The following is a 16,987-nucleotide window of genomic DNA, read 5'->3' on the forward strand; positions in this document are numbered from 1 at the left end:
CAACTCCGGTAAAATGGCAGGATAGCGAAGCATCGCTGCGCCGCACAGCGGCGAATGACGTAGGACGACTTTCGTTGGCGAAATTTTGCCGAATGCGCACGTCATGAACGGAAGAGCCGCGTTTCCTGCGTTTCATGCCGCAGACTTGCAATATCAGCCTGCACGGTCGCCGCACCCAGATCATCGAGATCGGATTGCGCCGCCGCCATCGCCACATGGCCGATCATATCCTCCAGAGCCGCAAGGATAGCGACTCCATCCTTCTGCCCGGTTATGCCCAACCGAATCCCTGCGGACAACAGCTGGGAGGCAACGGCGTGCAGGAACGCGGCAAGGGTCTTCTTGAGAGGAATATCGTGTGCTCGGGCTACGGCCCCGACGGCAACGGGATAGGCGGTCTTGGCCTGAAGCAGCGATAAGATCGCATGCGGCCAGGCGCCGGCGGCAGACAGGAAGGCCTCTCCAAGCAGCATGGTCTCGGTGTGACGCTCCTTCGAACCGGCGAGCGCCTCGCCAAGCTCCGCGACGGCCGCGAGCCGCAACGCGTCGTCTCCGGCTTGATGCGTTTCGGCAAGCAGAACGGCATCGTTCCAAACAGAGCCATGCTGGATAAGAGCGGCAATCCACTCCTGCAGGCTCTTGCTGTCGCGAACCAGGGCATCGTGAACGGCACGTTCAAGGCCCCCGGAATAGGCAAAGGAACCCACCGGGAACGCCGGCGACAGCCATGCCATCAGCCGCAGCAAAGCCCGAAGATCGCAATCATCAGTCATCGCCATATTGCTCGCTTGCGCTCAATCATGTGAATGATGATCATGCCCATGATCGTGGTGATGACCGTGCGAATGGCTGCCGTGAGAATGATAGGCGCCGCGCGCGGGCTGGAAAGGCTCACTGACCTCGGCAACAGTGGCGCCGAGCCCTTCGAGCATGGATCGAATCACATGATCGCGCAGAATGAGGATGCGCTCCTCCTCGATCTGCGCCGAAAGATGACGATTGCCGAGATGCCAGGCAAGCTCGATCAGATGACGGCGATCCCGCGGCTTGATTTCGAAGAGCTTTTCATCTGCAGCGACGATCTCGATCAACTCGCCGTCCTCGCGCACCAGAAGATCGCCATTGGCAAACAGCACCGGCTCCTTCAGGTCGAGCATGACCATCTCGCCGTTCTCCAGATGCAGCAGCTTGCGGCGCAGGTGCCTGAGGTCATGCGGCAGCACGACGCGATCAATCGGATTGGACGACGGAGTACCGGCTGGTAGGTAGGAGGTTACGCGTAGCATGGCTGACCCAGATTGAAACGTCGTCGAAGCATGCAAAATAGTCGCCTCGCACGCAAGCGCCAATGCCGCTCAGCAGGTGCTACATTCGTAGTGCATAGCGCTGCAGTTCCATGAATTCCGCCGGAGCCTCTTCGTCATGCTCGACGGCGCAACGGCGCCAGATCTGAGAGAGCCGCTCGCGCTCATGAACGACTCGGTTGCGGCCGAGTGTCTTGGCAAGATAGAGGGCCTTGTCGGCAGCGGCGTAAACGCCCTCAGCCTTACGCTCCCTACTCATGTCGGCAATGCCGGCCGAGATGGTGATCTTGACCGAACCACCATCGATGGCGATCGCATGATTGGCGATCTGATCCTTGATCTCCTCGATACGGCTGATGCGGTCGGCGGTCTCCCCACCATGAATGATGGCGCCGAACTCCTCACCGCCGAGCCGGCCGATCACATCGTTGTCGGCGAAGACATCCCTGAACAGCTGCGCTACGGCGATGATGACGGCATCGCCGGAAGCATGTCCGAAGCGATCATTGATCGTCTTGAAACGGTCGACATCGAAAATCACCAGCGAAGCGCCATGGTCGGCTTCGTTCAGTGCTTCCGTAAAGGCGCGACGGTTGAGCAAACCCGAGAGCCCGTCGGTGCGGCTCAACCGTTCGAACTCGGCGCGGGAAACGGCGAGTTTGTGCATCGATGAGCCTGCCAATATCGCCAGCGCGCCGGAAACCGTACCGCCGACGATCCATGCCAGCAGGACGCCGAAACGCATAACCTCAAGAATCGGCAATGGCAGAAGATCGAACCACTGCAAGACGGGAAGCATAACAATCATGATCGCAAGCGACATGATGACGGCGGTAAAACTCATCTTAAGCGCGAAAATATAAATCGCACGCCTGTGTTGAAAGTTGCCGACTTCGGTCTGCAGCGAAATCCATTGTTTCATGCGATTCACCTTCTTCTGCTACCGTTTCAGTCACGTGAGATAGGGGTGAAGACGCTTCCAGGTCTTTAATCGAATCATTAAAATGCCCGGCATTTCCCAACTTGTGAACAATCTGCGATAGCCGCGTTCCCTGTCTCCCGGGCAAAGCAACAGGTGAGGAACGGCTAAGCCTCCGCAAACCTATGATAAAGCTGCACTAACCCGAACAAGGCAATGAAGGCGCAGGAAACCGGAACCTTCATGTCTGCCGAATCGATTGCTCGGAGTGTTTCTCAGAAAAGAAAATAGCGCTGCGCCATCGGCAGCACCGTCGCCGGCTCGCAGGTCAGAAGCTCGCCGTCCGCCCGCACCTCATAAGTCTCGGGGTCCACCTCAATATGAGGGGTGAGACTATTGTGGATCATGGATGCTTTCGAGATGCCGCCGCGGGTATTCCTGACCGGCAATAGCGTCTTGGCGACGCCAAGCTTGCCGGCAAGCCCGGCATCGAATGCAGCCTGGGAAACAAAAGTCACCGAGGAATTCGTGCGATTCTTGCCGAAGGCCCCGAACATCGGCCGATAATGCATCGGCTGCGGCGTCGGGATGGACGCGTTAGGATCGCCCATCGGAGCCGCGGCAATCGAGCCACCAAGCAGAACCATCTCGGGTTTCACGCCGAAAAAGGCCGGGTTCCACAGCACCAGATCGGCGCGCTTACCGATTTCGATCGACCCGACTTCATGGCTGACGCCATGGGCGATGGCCGGGTTGATCGTATATTTGGCGATGTAACGCTTTGCGCGGAAATTGTCGTTGTCGCCGGTCTCCTGAGCCAGGCGGCCGCGTTGACGCTTCATCTTGTCGGCCGTTTGCCAGGTGCGGATCGCCACTTCGCCGACGCGGCCCATGGCCTGACTATCGGAAGAAATGATCGAGAAGGCGCCGATATCGTGAAGAATATCCTCGGCCGCGATCGTCTCCTTGCGAATGCGGCTCTCGGCAAACGCGATATCCTCGGGGATGGAGGATGACAGGTGATGGCAAACCATCAACATGTCGAGATGTTCGGCGATCGTGTTAACCGTATAGGGCCGGGTCGGGTTGGTCGAAGACGGAATGACATTCGACTGACCACAGATCTTGATGATGTCGGGCGCATGCCCCCCACCCGCACCCTCGGTATGGAACGCATGGATCGTACGACCTTTGATGGCACCGATCGTATCCTCGACAAAGCCGCTTTCGTTCAATGTATCCGTGTGGATCATCACCTGTACGTCGTAGGCATCGGCCACACTGAGGCAGCAGTCGATCGCCGCCGGCGTCGAACCCCAATCCTCATGGAGTTTCAGTGAACAGGCGCCCCCGAGCACCATTTCCTCCAGCGCGGCGGGCAAGGAAGCGTTGCCCTTGGCTGAAAGACCGATATTCATCGGAAAAGCATCGAAGGATTCGATCATGCGCGCCAGATGCCAAGGCCCCGGCGTGCAGGTCGTTGCAAGTGTGCCATGCGCCGGGCCGGTGCCACCGCCGAGCATGGTTGTAATGCCCGACATCAAAGCTTCCTCGATCTGCTGCGGGCAGATGAAATGAATATGGCTGTCCATGCCGCCGGCCGTAACGATCTTGCCCTCGCCCGCGATGACTTCTGTGCCCGGCCCGACGATGATGTCCACGCCTGACTGCATATCCGGGTTGCCGGCCTTGCCGATCGCAGCAATACGGCCCTCCTTCAAGCCGATATCCGCCTTCACGATCCCCCAATGATCAAGGATCAGCGCATTGGTAATGACGGTATCGACAGCTCCGTTCGCCCGCGTCACCTGACTTTGCCCCATGCCGTCGCGAATGACCTTGCCGCCTCCGAACTTCACTTCCTCGCCGTAGGTCGTGAAATCCTTCTCCACCTCAATGAACAGCTCGGTATCGGCGAGCCGTACCTTGTCGCCGACGGTGGGTCCGAACATGTTGGCGTAGGCAGCGCGAGAAATCCTGTAAGGCATGGTTCAGTCTCCTTGGGAGGCAGAGATGAGATTCGTGTCGTCAAGGCGTCTCAGGCGGCCGAGAGATATGTATGCATCGACCAACCGCTTCTCGGCCGCAAAGGGATGCTCGCCCCAGCCCACATGGCCGAAGCCGGCAATAGCGACATCGGCGTCGGGATGATGCGACAACACTTCGGCGATCACGATCATGCCGCTGCTCGGCACCACGTAAGAGCCCGGTTCATAGGCAGCAAGAGCCGCATCGACGCCATCGTGGACTGACTGATCGATCACCACATGGCGTTTGCCCGTTGCCTGGCAGAAGGCCGTAAACTGGTCCGTATAGTCATCGCAGAAATCATCGAGCTCGGGATGCGAGATCTCGAGCGGCGCACGGAGCGCCGCGAATTTGCGGGGATCGCGCACGCTCCATATCTCCGACGCAGAGGCCACCGCCGGGCTTTTGCGCCATGCGGCAGAGCCCAGCATGGCACGCGCCGGCCGGCCGGTATTGCAGACAGCAACCACATCGGTCCGGCCGCCGCCCGCTCCCATCGACCTACAATCGTTGAAGCGGATGACGAGATCGGCGGCATCGATCGTAGCTGCCAGTTCCGGCGCGACATCACCATTGCCGACGATCACGATGCGCCTGGAACTCACTGATTGCCCTCCGGCCCATCGGCGAGATCCTTCAATTCCTTGGTTCGCTTCTTTGTCAAATCAGCCTTGCAGCCCGAAACCAGCATGGGTTCCATGGAGCCGCCGCGAGCCTGAAATCCCTGTGCCTCGCACTCGCCGTCGCGATAATCCACCCAGGCACGCTGCGCCTTGACGAGCGCCTTTTCGGCGCCCTTCATGTCACTGTCCAGATCCGCATCCATGGCGACCATCGCAGCCCGCGTTTTCTTGTATTGCGCGTTCAACGCCTTGTCGGCGGTATCGAAATCAAGCGCGGCGCATATATTGAGGTCCGTCTGCGCTTCGGCCTTGGCGCAATCGATCTTCGGGTTATCCGGATTGTTCTGCGCGACAGCAGGGCCGCAGATCAGGACTGCGACAAGAGCCGCAGCCGATGCATGCGATTTCATCGACATCGAATTCCCCCAAAAGCTTAGAGCTTGCCCATGATCTGCTGCCGGAAGCCGTAAACTTCGCGCTTGCCGGAGAGCGGGATCAGCGTCACCGAGCGTGTCTGGCCGGGCTCGAAACGCACCGCGGTCCCCGCCGGAATATCGAGCCGCATTCCCCTCGCCTTGTCGCGGTCGAAGGAAAGTCCGGCATTCGTCTCGGCAAAATGATAGTGGCTGCCGACCTGCACCGGCCTGTCGCCCGTGTTGGACACCTCGAGCGTCACGGTCGGCGCGCCGGCATTGAGTTCGATATCGCCAGCTGCAGCAATGACTTCGCCTGGAATCATGGTCTTCTCCTCATGCGGCCCGAACAGGCGCACATCCCTCTGCTTTCAGAACACGCTTGGTCGAGGCCGGATATTTGGCAAGCAATGCCACAGGCCGAACAGGCCGCAGCACGAACCCGCCGCCGCAATTCGGGCAAACGCCGCCCAGAACCTTATCGACGCAGTCGGCGCAGAAAGTACATTCGAAGGTACAGATCATCGCCTCCCGGCTCTCCGGCGGCAAATTCCTGTCGCAGCATTCGCAATTGGGCCTCAATTCCAGCATGTCGGCCTCACCGGATCGGTTCATGAACGGTGACGAGCTTCGTTCCATCCGGGAACGTCGCTTCCACCTGAATATCGTGGATCATCTCGGCGATGCCCTCCATCACCTGATCGCGGGTGATGACATGGGCGCCTGCCTCCATCAGCTCTGCGACAGGACGGCCGTCGCGGGCGCCTTCGACGACAAAATCCGTGATCAGCGCGATGGCTTCCGGATGGTTGAGCTTCACGCCGCGCTCCAGCCGTCGCCGCGCCACCATTGCCGCCATGGAAACCAGCAGCTTGTCTTTTTCTCTCGGAGTAAGGTTCATCGCCTACCTACTTGATTGCTGTTTTCCAGAACATGACACCGAAAAGCTTGAGCGGTTTCGAACGACGTCATGCTCTACCTGTTTGATTTTGGAGCCGGACGATTTTAGGTCAAGCAGGCCTAAATTCATCCGCCGCCGGGGACTTATAGGTTCCAGACTTTCGGCACTGGCGCACCATTGCGCAAGGCGGAAATGATCGGGATCAGGACTTTTCTGAGCGCAAAACCATCGGCCGCAACAAGCCGCACCACGAGCTTGTCCTTCCACTGGCTTGCCCCCGCCATAGGCGTATCGACAAGCGGCCTGACACGGTCGAGATAGGTCTCCGCCAGAGGCCCGGTATAGAGCACTGTCGCAAAGGCAACCTGGCCGCTCAGCACGGCGCTCTTGACGGTCAGGGCCGCAATATCGCCATCCAGGCGCAATTCCTCGGCATGGATCAGGCGGCCGCCACGACGGATGCGCCAGCGGTCGCGAAACAACCCTTCAGCCATCACCTCGCCCATTGCCTTGCGGCCGAGCAATATGGCCTCGACGGCAAGAAATTCAGCCGTCTCGTCAAGCTCTACATCCAGCCGCCGCGAAAGCGAGGCCCGGTCGAACAGGATTGTCTCCTGCGGCAACCAATCGACGCGTGCAGCCGCACCGACGCTGATGGAGGTCCTGACTTCCGCGGTATCGCTCGAAGCCTTGTAGATCTTCTCGCAGGCCTGTGTGGTCACATCGATATGCGTGCCCGGCCCGGCAACGACACTCCAATCCATCCGGTCGCCGCCGGTAAGGCCGCCAGCCGTATTGATGATGACCGCTTCCATGGTGTTGTCGAAGGTCTGGGGCAAGCGGATCTTCGCCGCGCCCTCCTGAAACAGCTCGGCAAGCCGCGTGCGATCACCAAGCGACTTGGCCGCAAGATGGCCGCAGCCCCGCGCCCTCTGCGGCCTTATGCTTGCCGCCGCCATTGCCATTCCACCTCTCCATCTATCCGATGCGCCGGTGCCCGATCATTGAAGCCCGACGCGAAGTAAACGCAAGCAATTTCTGTGCCTTATGCGAAAGGGATTACCCAGGGACACATGCAGAGTGGCTTTCCGCCTGGAATGGGTAGAGAGACAAGAAGACCGAGGGTCTTTACCCGCGAAGAATAACAAGACTCCTTCGGCCAGCGGCAGCGTCCGACCGAGAGCCGAACGCGCTTCATTTTTCGCCAAATGCCGAAAAGAGTGGCATCAGCACTTGGCACGGACGCTGACGGCTGAAGCCCCATCGTCTATCCGCCCGATACGAGAAAGTCTCAGACCACCCGATCCGGCGGTTCGCGCCCCGCAAAGAAAGCAGTGATATTATCCACCACCTTCATGCCCATCGCCGTCCGCGTCTCCTCGGTGGCGCTGCCGAGATGCGGCAGGAGCACGACATTGTCCAGCGCCCGCAACCGCTCCGGCACATGCGGTTCCGCCTCGTAGACATCGAGGCCGGCACCGCGGATCGTACCCTGCTCGAGGGCGGATATCAGAGCCGCCTCGTCAACCACGTCGCCGCGCGCAGTATTGATGAGGAATGCTCCAGGCTTCATTGCCGCGAAACGCGCGGCGTTCATGAGATGACGATTTTCCGCGCCGCCGGGGCAATGTAGCGAGACAAAATCGGCAGCACCGAGCACGTCTTCCACCGTCGGCAATTGCCTCGCGCCATAACGGGCGGCCTCCGCCGGATCGACGAGGGAGCGATTGTAGAACACCACATTCATGCCGAAGCCGAAGTGGCAGCGCTGCGCAAATGCCTTACCGATCCGGCCGAAACCGATGATGCCGACGGTCTTGCCAGTGACCTTGGTGCCGACCAGATGCGTCGGCCGCCAGCCGGCCCACGCACCGGCGCGCACCTCACGCTCCCCTTCCCCGCCGCGACGCGCGGCGGAAAGCAAGAGCAGCATGGCGATATCGGCGGTGCAATCGGTGAGCACACCCGGCGTATTGGTGACGACGATGCCTTTCGAGTTGGCGGCTGCGATATCGATATGATTGAAGCCGACGCCGAAATTGCAGAGTATCTTCGATCTCACCGCATCGCCTTCAAAGAGTACTGCGGGAAGCCTGTCGGAAACGGTGGGCAGAACGGCGTCATAGGAAAGCAATGCGTCCCGCAGTTGCGACGCATCGAGCGCAACATCGCCCTCGTTCAGCGTGGCATCGAAAGCTTGCGACAGGGCCGCCTCGACGGAAGCTGGCCAGCGCCGCGTAACTAGAATCCGGGGTTTGCTCATGTGCTTATCCTCCTGCCCATATCAGGCAGACTTAAAGCACGCCCGTTGCGAAGGAAATGCCGATCCTTCGGCAGCAACAATGAAAAAAGCCCGGCGCGTAGCCGGGCTCTGTAGATCGTGTCGAAGCCGGAATCCGGCAGCTCGAAGCTTATTTCGAGATTTCGGCGTAGGTGTACTTGCCGTCGGAACCCTTGGACCACTTGTACATGACATAGTCAGGACGGGTGATGTCGCCCTTGGCGTTGAAGCTAAGGTCACCGATAGCGGTCTTGAACGGGCCCTTGGCCTTGATGGCGTCAGCGACGGCCATCGGGTCGTTAGAGCCGGCAGCCTTTGCAGCGGCGGCAATGACCTGCGTCGCAGAATAGGAGTACAGCGTGTAGCCTTCCGGCTCGTAGCCGGCAGCGCGGAACTTGGCAACGAGTTCGGTCGAAGCCGGGTTCTTGCGCGGATCCGGAGCGAAGGTCATCAGCGTGCCGTCGACAGCGTCACCGGCGATCGAAGCCAGTTCGTTGGAAACGATACCGTCACCCGACATGAAGTGAGCCTTCACGCCTTGGTCGGCCATCTGGCGCAAGATGAGGCCAGCTTCGGTGTGGAGACCGCCGTAATAGACGAAATCGACGCCTGCCTGCTTCATCTTGGCGATGAGGGCCGAGTAATCCTTGTCACCGGGGGTGATGCCTTCATAGAGAAGTTCCTTCACGCCAGAGGCATTCAGGTTCTTCTTCGTTTCATCGGCAAGGCCCTGGCCATAGGGGGTCTTGTCGTGAACGACGGCAACCTTGGCGCCCTTGAAATTGTCGGTGATGTACTTTGCGGCAACTACGCCCTGCTGGTCGTCACGGCCGCAGGTGCGGAAGGTGTTCCAAAGACCGCGCTCGGTGTAGACCGGATTGGTGGCGGCCGGCGAAACTTCGAGGATCCCATTTTCGGCATAAACTTCCGAAGCCGGGATGGAAACGCCCGAGTTGAAGTGACCGACGACGAACTTAACGCCGTCAGAAACGAATTTGTTAGCGACCGAAACACCCTGCTTGGCGTCGGAAACGTCGTCGCCGAGTTCGATCTTGACCTTTTCCCCGTTGATACCGCCAGCCGCGTTGATATCGGCGGCAGCCTGTTCGGCACCCTTCTGAAGCTGCGCGCCGAAGGCGGCATTAGGGCCCGTGAGGGGAGCACCGACGCCGATGATGATATCGGCCTTCGCAACGCCACCGAATGCGATCATCGCCGACAATGCCACTGCCGACAGAAGATACTTCTTCATATTGTTACTCCCAATTTTAAAGCGGGTTCCGTTTGATTTGCCCTGCGCGATACCCACCAATCATCGCACCGGTAACGCTTGTATTCCGAACTCTGGAAGTATGATCCTGCCGTAAGCTGCTTATATTTATGAGACAGGATGACACGGATGCTTGATCAAAACTGAGCCTAGTTTCGGCGCAGTGTCAATTCTTCTTCCGCCAGGAAAAGGCGGAGGTCTTTTCGTAAAGCCAGTAGTAATTATTGACCATCTGATCGGTACGTCGATACCGGTATCCCGCAATCGCAAAGAGCAGCAGAAGAACGACATCGATGATGTAGATGGTGAGGTCGAATACCGGCCCGTTGAACAGCGCATGGTGCAGGAACTGCAGGCCAAGGCCGATTAGGAAGCAGTAGATGACGGCGAGCGGATAGTTTTCCCAGTTGGAAGCGACAGCGCGACCGGCGCGCCATGCGGTCCAAAGCCCGAGAATGACGATGACCACGCGGATGACCATGCGGCCGCCGCTATCGCTGTCGAAGAGAAGTCCCTGCATGTCAAATTCTCCGCGAAACGAAATTCAATGATGTCCGCCTTCGAGATAGGCGGCGCGTACTTCCGGATTGGCGAGCAACTCCTTGCCCGAACCGCTCATCGTCACCCGGCCGTTGACCATCACATAGGCACGGTCGGATAGCTTCAGCGCCGCAAAAGCGTTCTGCTCGACGAGGAACACCGTCAGCCCCTGGGTCTGGTTCAAACCCTTGATGGCCTCGAAAATGCCCTTGACGATCAGCGGCGCAAGGCCGAGCGACGGCTCATCCAGCAACAGCAGTTTCGGGCGCGCCATGAGTGCGCGGCCGATTGACAGCATCTGCTGCTCACCGCCCGAAAGCGTGCCGCCGCGCTGCGACTGGCGCTCCTTCAGCCGTGGAAACAGCGTAAAGATCTTCTCGACGTCCTCGTTAAAATATTTGAGCTTGTCGAGGCTCGCCCCCATCTGCAGGTTCTCGTAGACGGTCATGCGCGGAAAGATGCGGCGCCCTTCCGGCGACTGCGCGATACGAAGCCTCGCAATTTCATGCGTCGGCATGCGCGTGATGTCCTGGCCGTCAAAGATCACCGACCCGCTGCGAGCCTGCGGGCTGCCGCAGATCGTCATCATCAGCGTCGATTTCCCCGCGCCGTTGGCACCGATCAGGCTGACGATCTCACCGCTGTTGACCTCGATATCGACGCCGGAAAGCGCGCGGATATTGCCGTAATACGTCTCGACGCCCGCGACTTTCAGAAGTGGCTGCCCCGTCATCAATTCCCACCTTCCTGGAGGTGTTCGACTTCGGCAATCACCTCTTCCACTTCCTCGTCCTCGACACCCAGATAGGCGGCGACCACCCTCGGATCGTGTTTGACCTCGTCCGGCGTACCGTCTGCGATCTTCTGGCCATATTCGAGCACGATGACATGGTCGGAGATTTCCATGACCACCGACATGTCATGCTCGATCAGCAGGATCGATGTGCCGGTATCCTTGCGGATGCTGCGCAGGAATTCGTTGAGCACCAGCGACTCGCGAGGATTGAGGCCGGCGGCCGGCTCGTCCAGGCAAAGCAGTTCGGGGCCTGTGCACATGGCGCGGGCAATCTCCAGGCGACGCTGAGCGCCGTAGGGAAGATCGCCGGCCGGATCGTCGGCCCGATCGACGAGATCGGCCTTTTCGAGCCAGAAGCGCGCCAGTTCGATCGCGTTTTTGGCCTCGGCGCGATAGGGCCCGATACCGAGCAGACCGAGGATCGTATAGCCGGAGGCACGCATCAGCTTATTGTGCTGCGCCACCAGCAGGTTCTCAAGCACGGTAAGGCCCGAAAACAAACGGATATTCTGGAACGTGCGCGCCACTTTGGCTTCGCGCGTGATCCGGAAATCCGGAAGCCGCTCCAGGAGATATTCCTTGCCGCTTCTCTGCTGGAGGGTCAGCATGCCCATCGTCGGCTTGTAGAAGCCGGTGATGCAGTTGAACACCGTCGTCTTGCCGGCGCCGTTCGGGCCGATCAGCGCCGTGATATCGCCGCGCTTCGCCTCGAAGGAGAAGTCGTTGATCGCCATCAGGCCGCCGAACTTCATCGACAGGTGCTCGACCTTCAACAGAATGTCGTTGGGGGTTGTGGTCACAGCGGTCATCAGCCGTGGCCCTCCTTGGTGAAGCTGCCAGAGATCGCTTTCCGCTCCTTGAGGAAGGCGGTCGGCTCACGCGTGCCGACGAAGCCGCGTGGTTTGAAGATCATCACGACGACCATAGCAAGACCGAAGATCAGCATGCGGTAGAGTTCGGGAGTGAAATCGGGGCCGAAGCCGGGAATGATCGTGGTGTCGCCCCAGACCAGACCGGTCTTGAGGAAACTCATGTTGCGCAGCGCTTCGGTGCCACCGATCATGGCGATCGCCGCAATAGCAATACCCTTCAAAGACCCCATACCGCCCAGGACCACGATCGCCAGGATGATCGCAGACTCGAGGAACACGAAGGATTCCGGCGAAACGAAGCCCTGACGGGCCGCAAAGAAGGACCCCGCGAAACCGCCGAACATGGCGCCTGTGGCGAAAGCGGTCAGCTTCGTCGTCACCGTGTTGATGCCCAGCGAACGGCAGGCGATCTCATCCTCACGCAGCGCTTCCCACGCCCGTCCGATCGGCATGCGGCGCAGCCGGATCGTTACATAGGCCGTCAGCATGCAGAGCAGCAGGATGACGTAGAAGAGGAAGATCTTGTACCAGGCCGAAGACATAGGCAGGCCGAAGGACCGGATGAAATTATGCGGATCCTTAAGGTCGAAGCTATAGATGCCGAACAAGGATGCCTTGGTGATATTGGAAATGCCGAAGCTTCCCTGCGTCACATCCGTCCAGTTGGTTATAACGATACGGATGATTTCGCCGAAAGCGAGCGTGACGATAGCTAGATAGTCTCCGCGCAGGCGCAGCACCGGAAAGCCCAGGATCATGCCCCAAAGCGCGGCAAGCATGCCCGAGAGTGGCAAGAGAAGCCAGAAGGACAGGCCGAAATGCATCGACAAGAGCGCGTAGGAATAGGCGCCGACCGCATAGAAGGCAACGTATCCCAGATCGAGCAGACCGGCGAGACCGACGACGATGTTCAGACCCCAGGCGAGCATCACGTAGATCAGAATCTGGATGCCGAAATTGTCGACATAGGTCAGCGAGCCCTGCGGGCCGAAGATCGCGACTGCCGCCAACGGATAGATGAGCAGAAGCAGAAGGGCGATCTTGTTGAAATGCTTGGAGGCAAAGCTGGGTTCGCCTTCCACCGGCGCCACCTTGGCCTTGGCTGCCTTACGCGCCGCCAGGTATGGCTGAACGGATACCGTCATGATGAAGCGGCCAACGGCGGCGATGGCAACGATGATCGCCAGCGCGCCCCAGCGCTGCACGATGACCAGCTTGTTGTCCATGTTCTGATCGGTCTTGAGACCGATGTAGAGGACGAACATGCCGAAGGCTATCAGCGCGGCCCAGAGGGCGTCCGTAATCCCTTTTCGGACAAGGCCGGGCGCGGTCTTGCCTGCAACGAAGTTTGAATTTGCCATGGCGTTATACCTTTTCGACTTCCGGCCGACCGAGAATACCCGTCGGCTTGAAGATCAGCACGTAGGCCAGGATGCCATATGTCGCGACGTCCTTGTACGCGATGGCGAAATTGCCAGACCAGAACGACTCGATGAAGCCGATCATCAGGCCACCGAGAACAGCACCCGGAAGCGACCCGATGCCGCCGAGAACCGCTGCCGTGAAGGCCTTGACGCCCGGCACGAAGCCGTCCGAGAAGTTAGCCACACCATAATACATCAGATACATCGTGCCGGCGACAGCAGCGAGCGCCGCGCCCATGATGAAGGTGACGGAAATGGTCCGGTCGACATTGATGCCGAGTAGCGCCGCCATCTTGCGGTCCTGCTCGGTGGCGCGCTGAGCGCGGCCGAGCGCCGTCTTGTTGACCAGATACCAGAAGGCGGCCAGCAGCACGACCGTGATGATGAAGATGATGATCTGCTTCAGGGACAGCGAAACGCCGCCGAAATTGTAGACATCGCCCACCAGCGTCGGGATCGGCTTGTTGCGCGGGCCCTGAGAAACCTGGATGAAATTCGAAAGTACGATCGACATGCCGATTGCCGTGATCAGCGGCGCGAGGCGGAACGACCCGCGTAGCGGCCGATAGGCGACACGCTCGATCACCCAATTCCAAAGGCTCGTCATCAACATGGCGACGATGAGCATCACAAGCAGCATGACCGCGACAGGCAGACCGGCGAACAGCGAGATGAGCACGAGGTAGGTGATAAGAGCGGCAAACCCGCCAAGCATGAAGACGTCACCATGGGCAAAATTGATCATGCCGATGATGCCGTAAACCATGGTGTAGCCGATGGCGATCAGGCCATAAATAGACCCTAGAGTCAGCCCGTTTAAGAGCTGCTGGATAAAGTAATCCATATGTCATTTCCCCTGGACGCGGCGTTATACGACCACATCTCATTTTACTTTTTTAGGCTCCTTCGAGAGGGCCTATAGGGTCGATTCCATACCGCTTTCGAAAGAAATGTGAAGCCAAAAAGGCGAGAAACTGACAAATTCTTTTCAATTCCCCGTGCGCTGATGCGAATCCGACCAAAAATGACACAAAAACGGCAGCGTTTGGCGCAAAACTGGTCAGAGCGGGGCGGAAGCGCGCTTATCCTGAAAAACTATTGTCAGTGACGGGCCTGGTTAGGGACCCGCCACCTTCTCCGTGATGCCTTGCCATCACCCGCGCATGCGTGCGCCGTCGGCATCGAACAGCGGCTCGGTCTGCAGCCTCGCCGGCAGCAGTTCGCCAAGCAGCTCAATGGACCAACCCTGCATTTCATCGGCGATCTCCTTCGGCACATAGCCGACCGCCACAGAGAGGCCGGATGCATGGGCATAGCCGCCGGACGTCACCCAACCGCACACGGCACCGTTGTGATAGATCGGCTCATCGCCGATGACGTCGGCATTCCCCGCACTCAGGATAAACGTGCGCAGCCGCAGCGTGCCGCCCTCCGCTTTTTCCTTGGCCGCAGCTGCCTTGCCGATGAAATCAGCGTCTTTGGTCAACGCAACGAATCGATTGAGACCGGCCTCGAACGGCCCATAGAGCGGCCGGTATTCGCGTGACCAACTGCCATAGGATTTATCGAGACGCAGCGCATTCAGCGCTCGCAGGCCGAAGAGCCGGATGTCGAATTCGGCACCTTCCTGCATCAGCAGGTCGTAAATATAGCGCTGATATTCCGGCTTCATCCAGATTTCGTAGCCGAGATCACCCGTATAGGAGACACGACCGACGAGGGCGGGAGCCATGCCGAGATCCATACGGCGAATCGACATGAACGGGAATTCTGCAGTCGAAAGATCCTGATGGGCCAGCTTCTGCATCAGCCTGCGCGCATTCGGTCCGGCGACCGACAGACCAAGAAGCGACAGACCAAGAGCCTGGAGCTCTACCGAGCCGCCCTTCGGCAGCAGGCTTTCGAACCAGCGCATATGGTAGGCTTCGGCAATACCGGAGCCGATGAGAAGGAAATCTCCCTCGTCCAGCTTCGCCAGCGTGAAATCGCCGATGAGCTTGCCGTCATGCTTAAGCATCGGCGCGAGCGTCATGCGGCCCACGGCCGGAATGCGGCAGGTGAGCAACCCGTCGAGGAAAGCCTCGGCCCCAGGTCCCTTGACCGAATATTTGGCAAAGCCTGAGGTCTCCATCAGTCCGACGCTCTCGCGCACTGCCTTGGCTTCCGCGCCAACGACGTCGAAATCATTGGAACGGCGCCAGGAAAACTGATCGACCTCGCCCTTCGGAGCGAACCAGAGCGCCTGCTCAAGGCCGTAGTAGGCGCCGAAGACGCCGCCGGCTTCATTCAGTCTATCGTAGATCGGCGTGGTCAGCAGCGGACGGGCCGCCGGCAGCTCTTCGTTCGGATAGCGGATGGAGAAGCGGCGGGCATAATTCTCGCGCACCTTGGCATTCGTATAGGCCAGCGTCGCATAGTCACCGTAACGGGAGATGTCCATCGCAAAGACGTCGAAGCCCGGATCGCCGTAGATCATCCAGTTTGCGAGCGCGAGGCCGACGCCGCCACCCTGGCTGAAGCCGGCCATGACGGCGCAGGCTGACCAATAGTTACGAAGCCCGCGCACGGGGCCGACCAGCGGATTGCCATCCGGAGAGAAGGTGAAGGGGCCGTTGATGATCTTCTTGATGCCGGCATTGTTGAAGGCCGGGAAGTGACGGAAACCGACCTCCAGTTCCGGCGTGATGCGCTCGATATCTTCAGCCAGAAGCTCATGACCGAAATCCCAGGGCGTCGTCACCGGCGACCATGGGCGACAGGCCTTCTCATAGGTGCCCATCAGCATGCCCTGGCGTTCCTGGCGCAGATAGATCTCGCCGTCGAAATCGACGCAGTGCATCAGCTCCCTGCCCGTCGTCTTGTTGAAGTCGATAACCTCGGGCATATCCTCGGTGATGAGATACATGTGCTCCATGGCGAGCACTGGAAGCTCCAGCCCCACCATGCGGCCGACTTCACGCGCCCAGAGACCGGCGGCGTTGACGACATGCTCGGCGATGATCTCGCCCTGGTTGGTGATGACGCGCCAGGAACCGTCCTCGCGCTGCACCAGCTCTTCCACCTTGGTATGCAGATAGATATCGGCACCGTTCTTCTTGGCCGAGCGCGCATAGGCATGCGTCGTGCCGTATGGGTCAAGGTGGCCTTCGACCGGGTCGTAGAGAGCGCCGACGAATTGATCTGGGTCGAGAAGCGGCATCATCTCATGCGCTTCCTTCGGCGTCAGCAACGTCGCCTCCAGGCCGTTATAACGGCCCTTGGCAAGGATCGACTTCAGCCAGTCGAAGCGCTGCGGCGTCGCCGCCAGCATCAGGCCAGAAGTCAGGTGCAGGCCGATGTCCTGACCGGAATATTCTTCGATCTCCTTATAGAGTTCGACTGTGTACTTCTGCAGCTTGGCGACATTCGGATCGCCATTGATCGTGTGCATGCCCCCCGCGGCATGCCAGGTCGAGCCGGATGTCAGCTCGGAGCGCTCGAGCAGCACGACATCCTTCCAGCCGAATTTCGTCAGGTGATAGAGCACCGAACATCCGACGACACCGCCACCGATGACGACGACCTTGGCATGGCTTTTCATCTAGGAATCCCCTGTTTTCGGCACGAAGCCGCCGGG

General features: G+C 59.4%; 18 protein-coding genes. All 18 read right to left on the reverse strand.

Annotated elements, in window-relative coordinates:
* Positions 1-101: 101 nt before the first annotated feature.
* The 18 genes from QD461_RS01090 to QD461_RS01175 all read right to left on the reverse strand — a co-directional run bounded on the left by QD461_RS01090 (position 102) and on the right by QD461_RS01175 (position 16,951).
* Positions 102-773: an urease accessory protein UreF gene (locus tag QD461_RS01090; protein WP_414086329.1), complete on the reverse strand. Its 672-nt coding sequence runs from the start codon at positions 771-773 to the stop codon at positions 102-104.
* Between the two features lie 21 nt (positions 774-794).
* The gene (ureE, locus tag QD461_RS01095; protein ID WP_184702933.1) at positions 795-1,286 is read right to left on the reverse strand and encodes an urease accessory protein UreE; all 492 of its coding nucleotides are present in this window, start codon (positions 1,284-1,286) and stop codon (positions 795-797) included.
* 79 nt (positions 1,287-1,365) lie between these two features.
* Entirely contained in the window at positions 1,366-2,226 is an 861-nt protein-coding gene (locus QD461_RS01100) for a GGDEF domain-containing protein (RefSeq protein ID WP_414086098.1), read from the reverse strand.
* A 272-nt stretch (positions 2,227-2,498) separates the two neighbouring features.
* Positions 2,499-4,211, reverse strand: coding sequence for an urease subunit alpha (gene ureC / locus QD461_RS01105; RefSeq protein WP_414086099.1), 1,713 nt, complete (start codon positions 4,209-4,211; stop codon positions 2,499-2,501).
* A gap of 3 nt (positions 4,212-4,214) precedes the next feature.
* Positions 4,215-4,838 (reverse strand): Urease operon accessory protein, encoded by a 624-nt coding sequence (locus QD461_RS01110; RefSeq protein ID WP_414086330.1) that lies wholly within the window; start codon positions 4,836-4,838, stop codon positions 4,215-4,217.
* A gap of 14 nt (positions 4,839-4,852) precedes the next feature.
* Positions 4,853-5,284: a lysozyme inhibitor LprI family protein gene (locus QD461_RS01115; protein ID WP_414086331.1), complete on the reverse strand. Its 432-nt coding sequence runs from the start codon at positions 5,282-5,284 to the stop codon at positions 4,853-4,855.
* A 23-nt stretch (positions 5,285-5,307) separates the two neighbouring features.
* Positions 5,308-5,613 carry an urease subunit beta gene (locus QD461_RS01120; RefSeq protein ID WP_414086100.1) on the reverse strand — a complete coding sequence of 102 codons (306 nt, stop codon included), beginning with the start codon at positions 5,611-5,613 and terminating at the stop codon, positions 5,308-5,310.
* Between the two features lie 10 nt (positions 5,614-5,623).
* A complete protein-coding gene (locus QD461_RS01125; protein WP_414086101.1) occupies positions 5,624-5,878 on the reverse strand; it encodes a DUF1272 domain-containing protein in 255 nt (84 codons plus the stop codon).
* Between the two features lie 7 nt (positions 5,879-5,885).
* The gene (locus QD461_RS01130; RefSeq protein WP_184702928.1) at positions 5,886-6,188 is read right to left on the reverse strand and encodes an urease subunit gamma; all 303 of its coding nucleotides are present in this window, start codon (positions 6,186-6,188) and stop codon (positions 5,886-5,888) included.
* Between the two features lie 143 nt (positions 6,189-6,331).
* Positions 6,332-7,153 (reverse strand): urease accessory protein UreD, encoded by an 822-nt coding sequence (locus QD461_RS01135; protein ID WP_414086102.1) that lies wholly within the window; start codon positions 7,151-7,153, stop codon positions 6,332-6,334.
* A gap of 326 nt (positions 7,154-7,479) precedes the next feature.
* On the reverse strand, positions 7,480-8,451 hold the full coding sequence (locus QD461_RS01140; protein ID WP_414086103.1) for a 2-hydroxyacid dehydrogenase: 972 nt from the start codon (positions 8,449-8,451) through the stop codon (positions 7,480-7,482).
* 148 nt (positions 8,452-8,599) lie between these two features.
* Positions 8,600-9,721, reverse strand: coding sequence for a branched-chain amino acid ABC transporter substrate-binding protein (locus tag QD461_RS01145; RefSeq protein ID WP_414086104.1), 1,122 nt, complete (start codon positions 9,719-9,721; stop codon positions 8,600-8,602).
* Between the two features lie 184 nt (positions 9,722-9,905).
* The gene (locus tag QD461_RS01150) at positions 9,906-10,259 is read right to left on the reverse strand and encodes a DUF6867 family protein (protein WP_414086105.1); all 354 of its coding nucleotides are present in this window, start codon (positions 10,257-10,259) and stop codon (positions 9,906-9,908) included.
* A gap of 24 nt (positions 10,260-10,283) precedes the next feature.
* Complete coding sequence (locus QD461_RS01155) at positions 10,284-11,012, reverse strand: ABC transporter ATP-binding protein (RefSeq protein WP_184702923.1); 729 nt, start codon at positions 11,010-11,012, stop codon at positions 10,284-10,286.
* Positions 11,012-11,884 (reverse strand): ABC transporter ATP-binding protein, encoded by an 873-nt coding sequence (locus tag QD461_RS01160; RefSeq protein ID WP_414086106.1) that lies wholly within the window; start codon positions 11,882-11,884, stop codon positions 11,012-11,014. The genes QD461_RS01155 and QD461_RS01160 overlap by 1 nt, the downstream gene beginning before the upstream one ends.
* Complete coding sequence (livM, locus tag QD461_RS01165) at positions 11,884-13,308, reverse strand: high-affinity branched-chain amino acid ABC transporter permease LivM (protein WP_414086107.1); 1,425 nt, start codon at positions 13,306-13,308, stop codon at positions 11,884-11,886. The genes QD461_RS01160 and livM overlap by 1 nt, the downstream gene beginning before the upstream one ends.
* Positions 13,309-13,312: 4 nt before the next feature.
* Positions 13,313-14,215 carry a branched-chain amino acid ABC transporter permease gene (locus QD461_RS01170; protein ID WP_184702920.1) on the reverse strand — a complete coding sequence of 301 codons (903 nt, stop codon included), beginning with the start codon at positions 14,213-14,215 and terminating at the stop codon, positions 13,313-13,315.
* Positions 14,216-14,524: 309 nt separating this feature from the next.
* Positions 14,525-16,951: a GcvT family protein gene (locus QD461_RS01175; RefSeq protein WP_414086109.1), complete on the reverse strand. Its 2,427-nt coding sequence runs from the start codon at positions 16,949-16,951 to the stop codon at positions 14,525-14,527.
* Between the last annotated feature and the right edge of the window lie 36 nt (positions 16,952-16,987).

It is taken from the genome of Rhizobium sp. BR 314 (assembly GCF_047445805.1).
GTDB classification, from domain to species: Bacteria; Pseudomonadota; Alphaproteobacteria; order Rhizobiales; family Rhizobiaceae; genus Rhizobium; species Rhizobium lusitanum_B.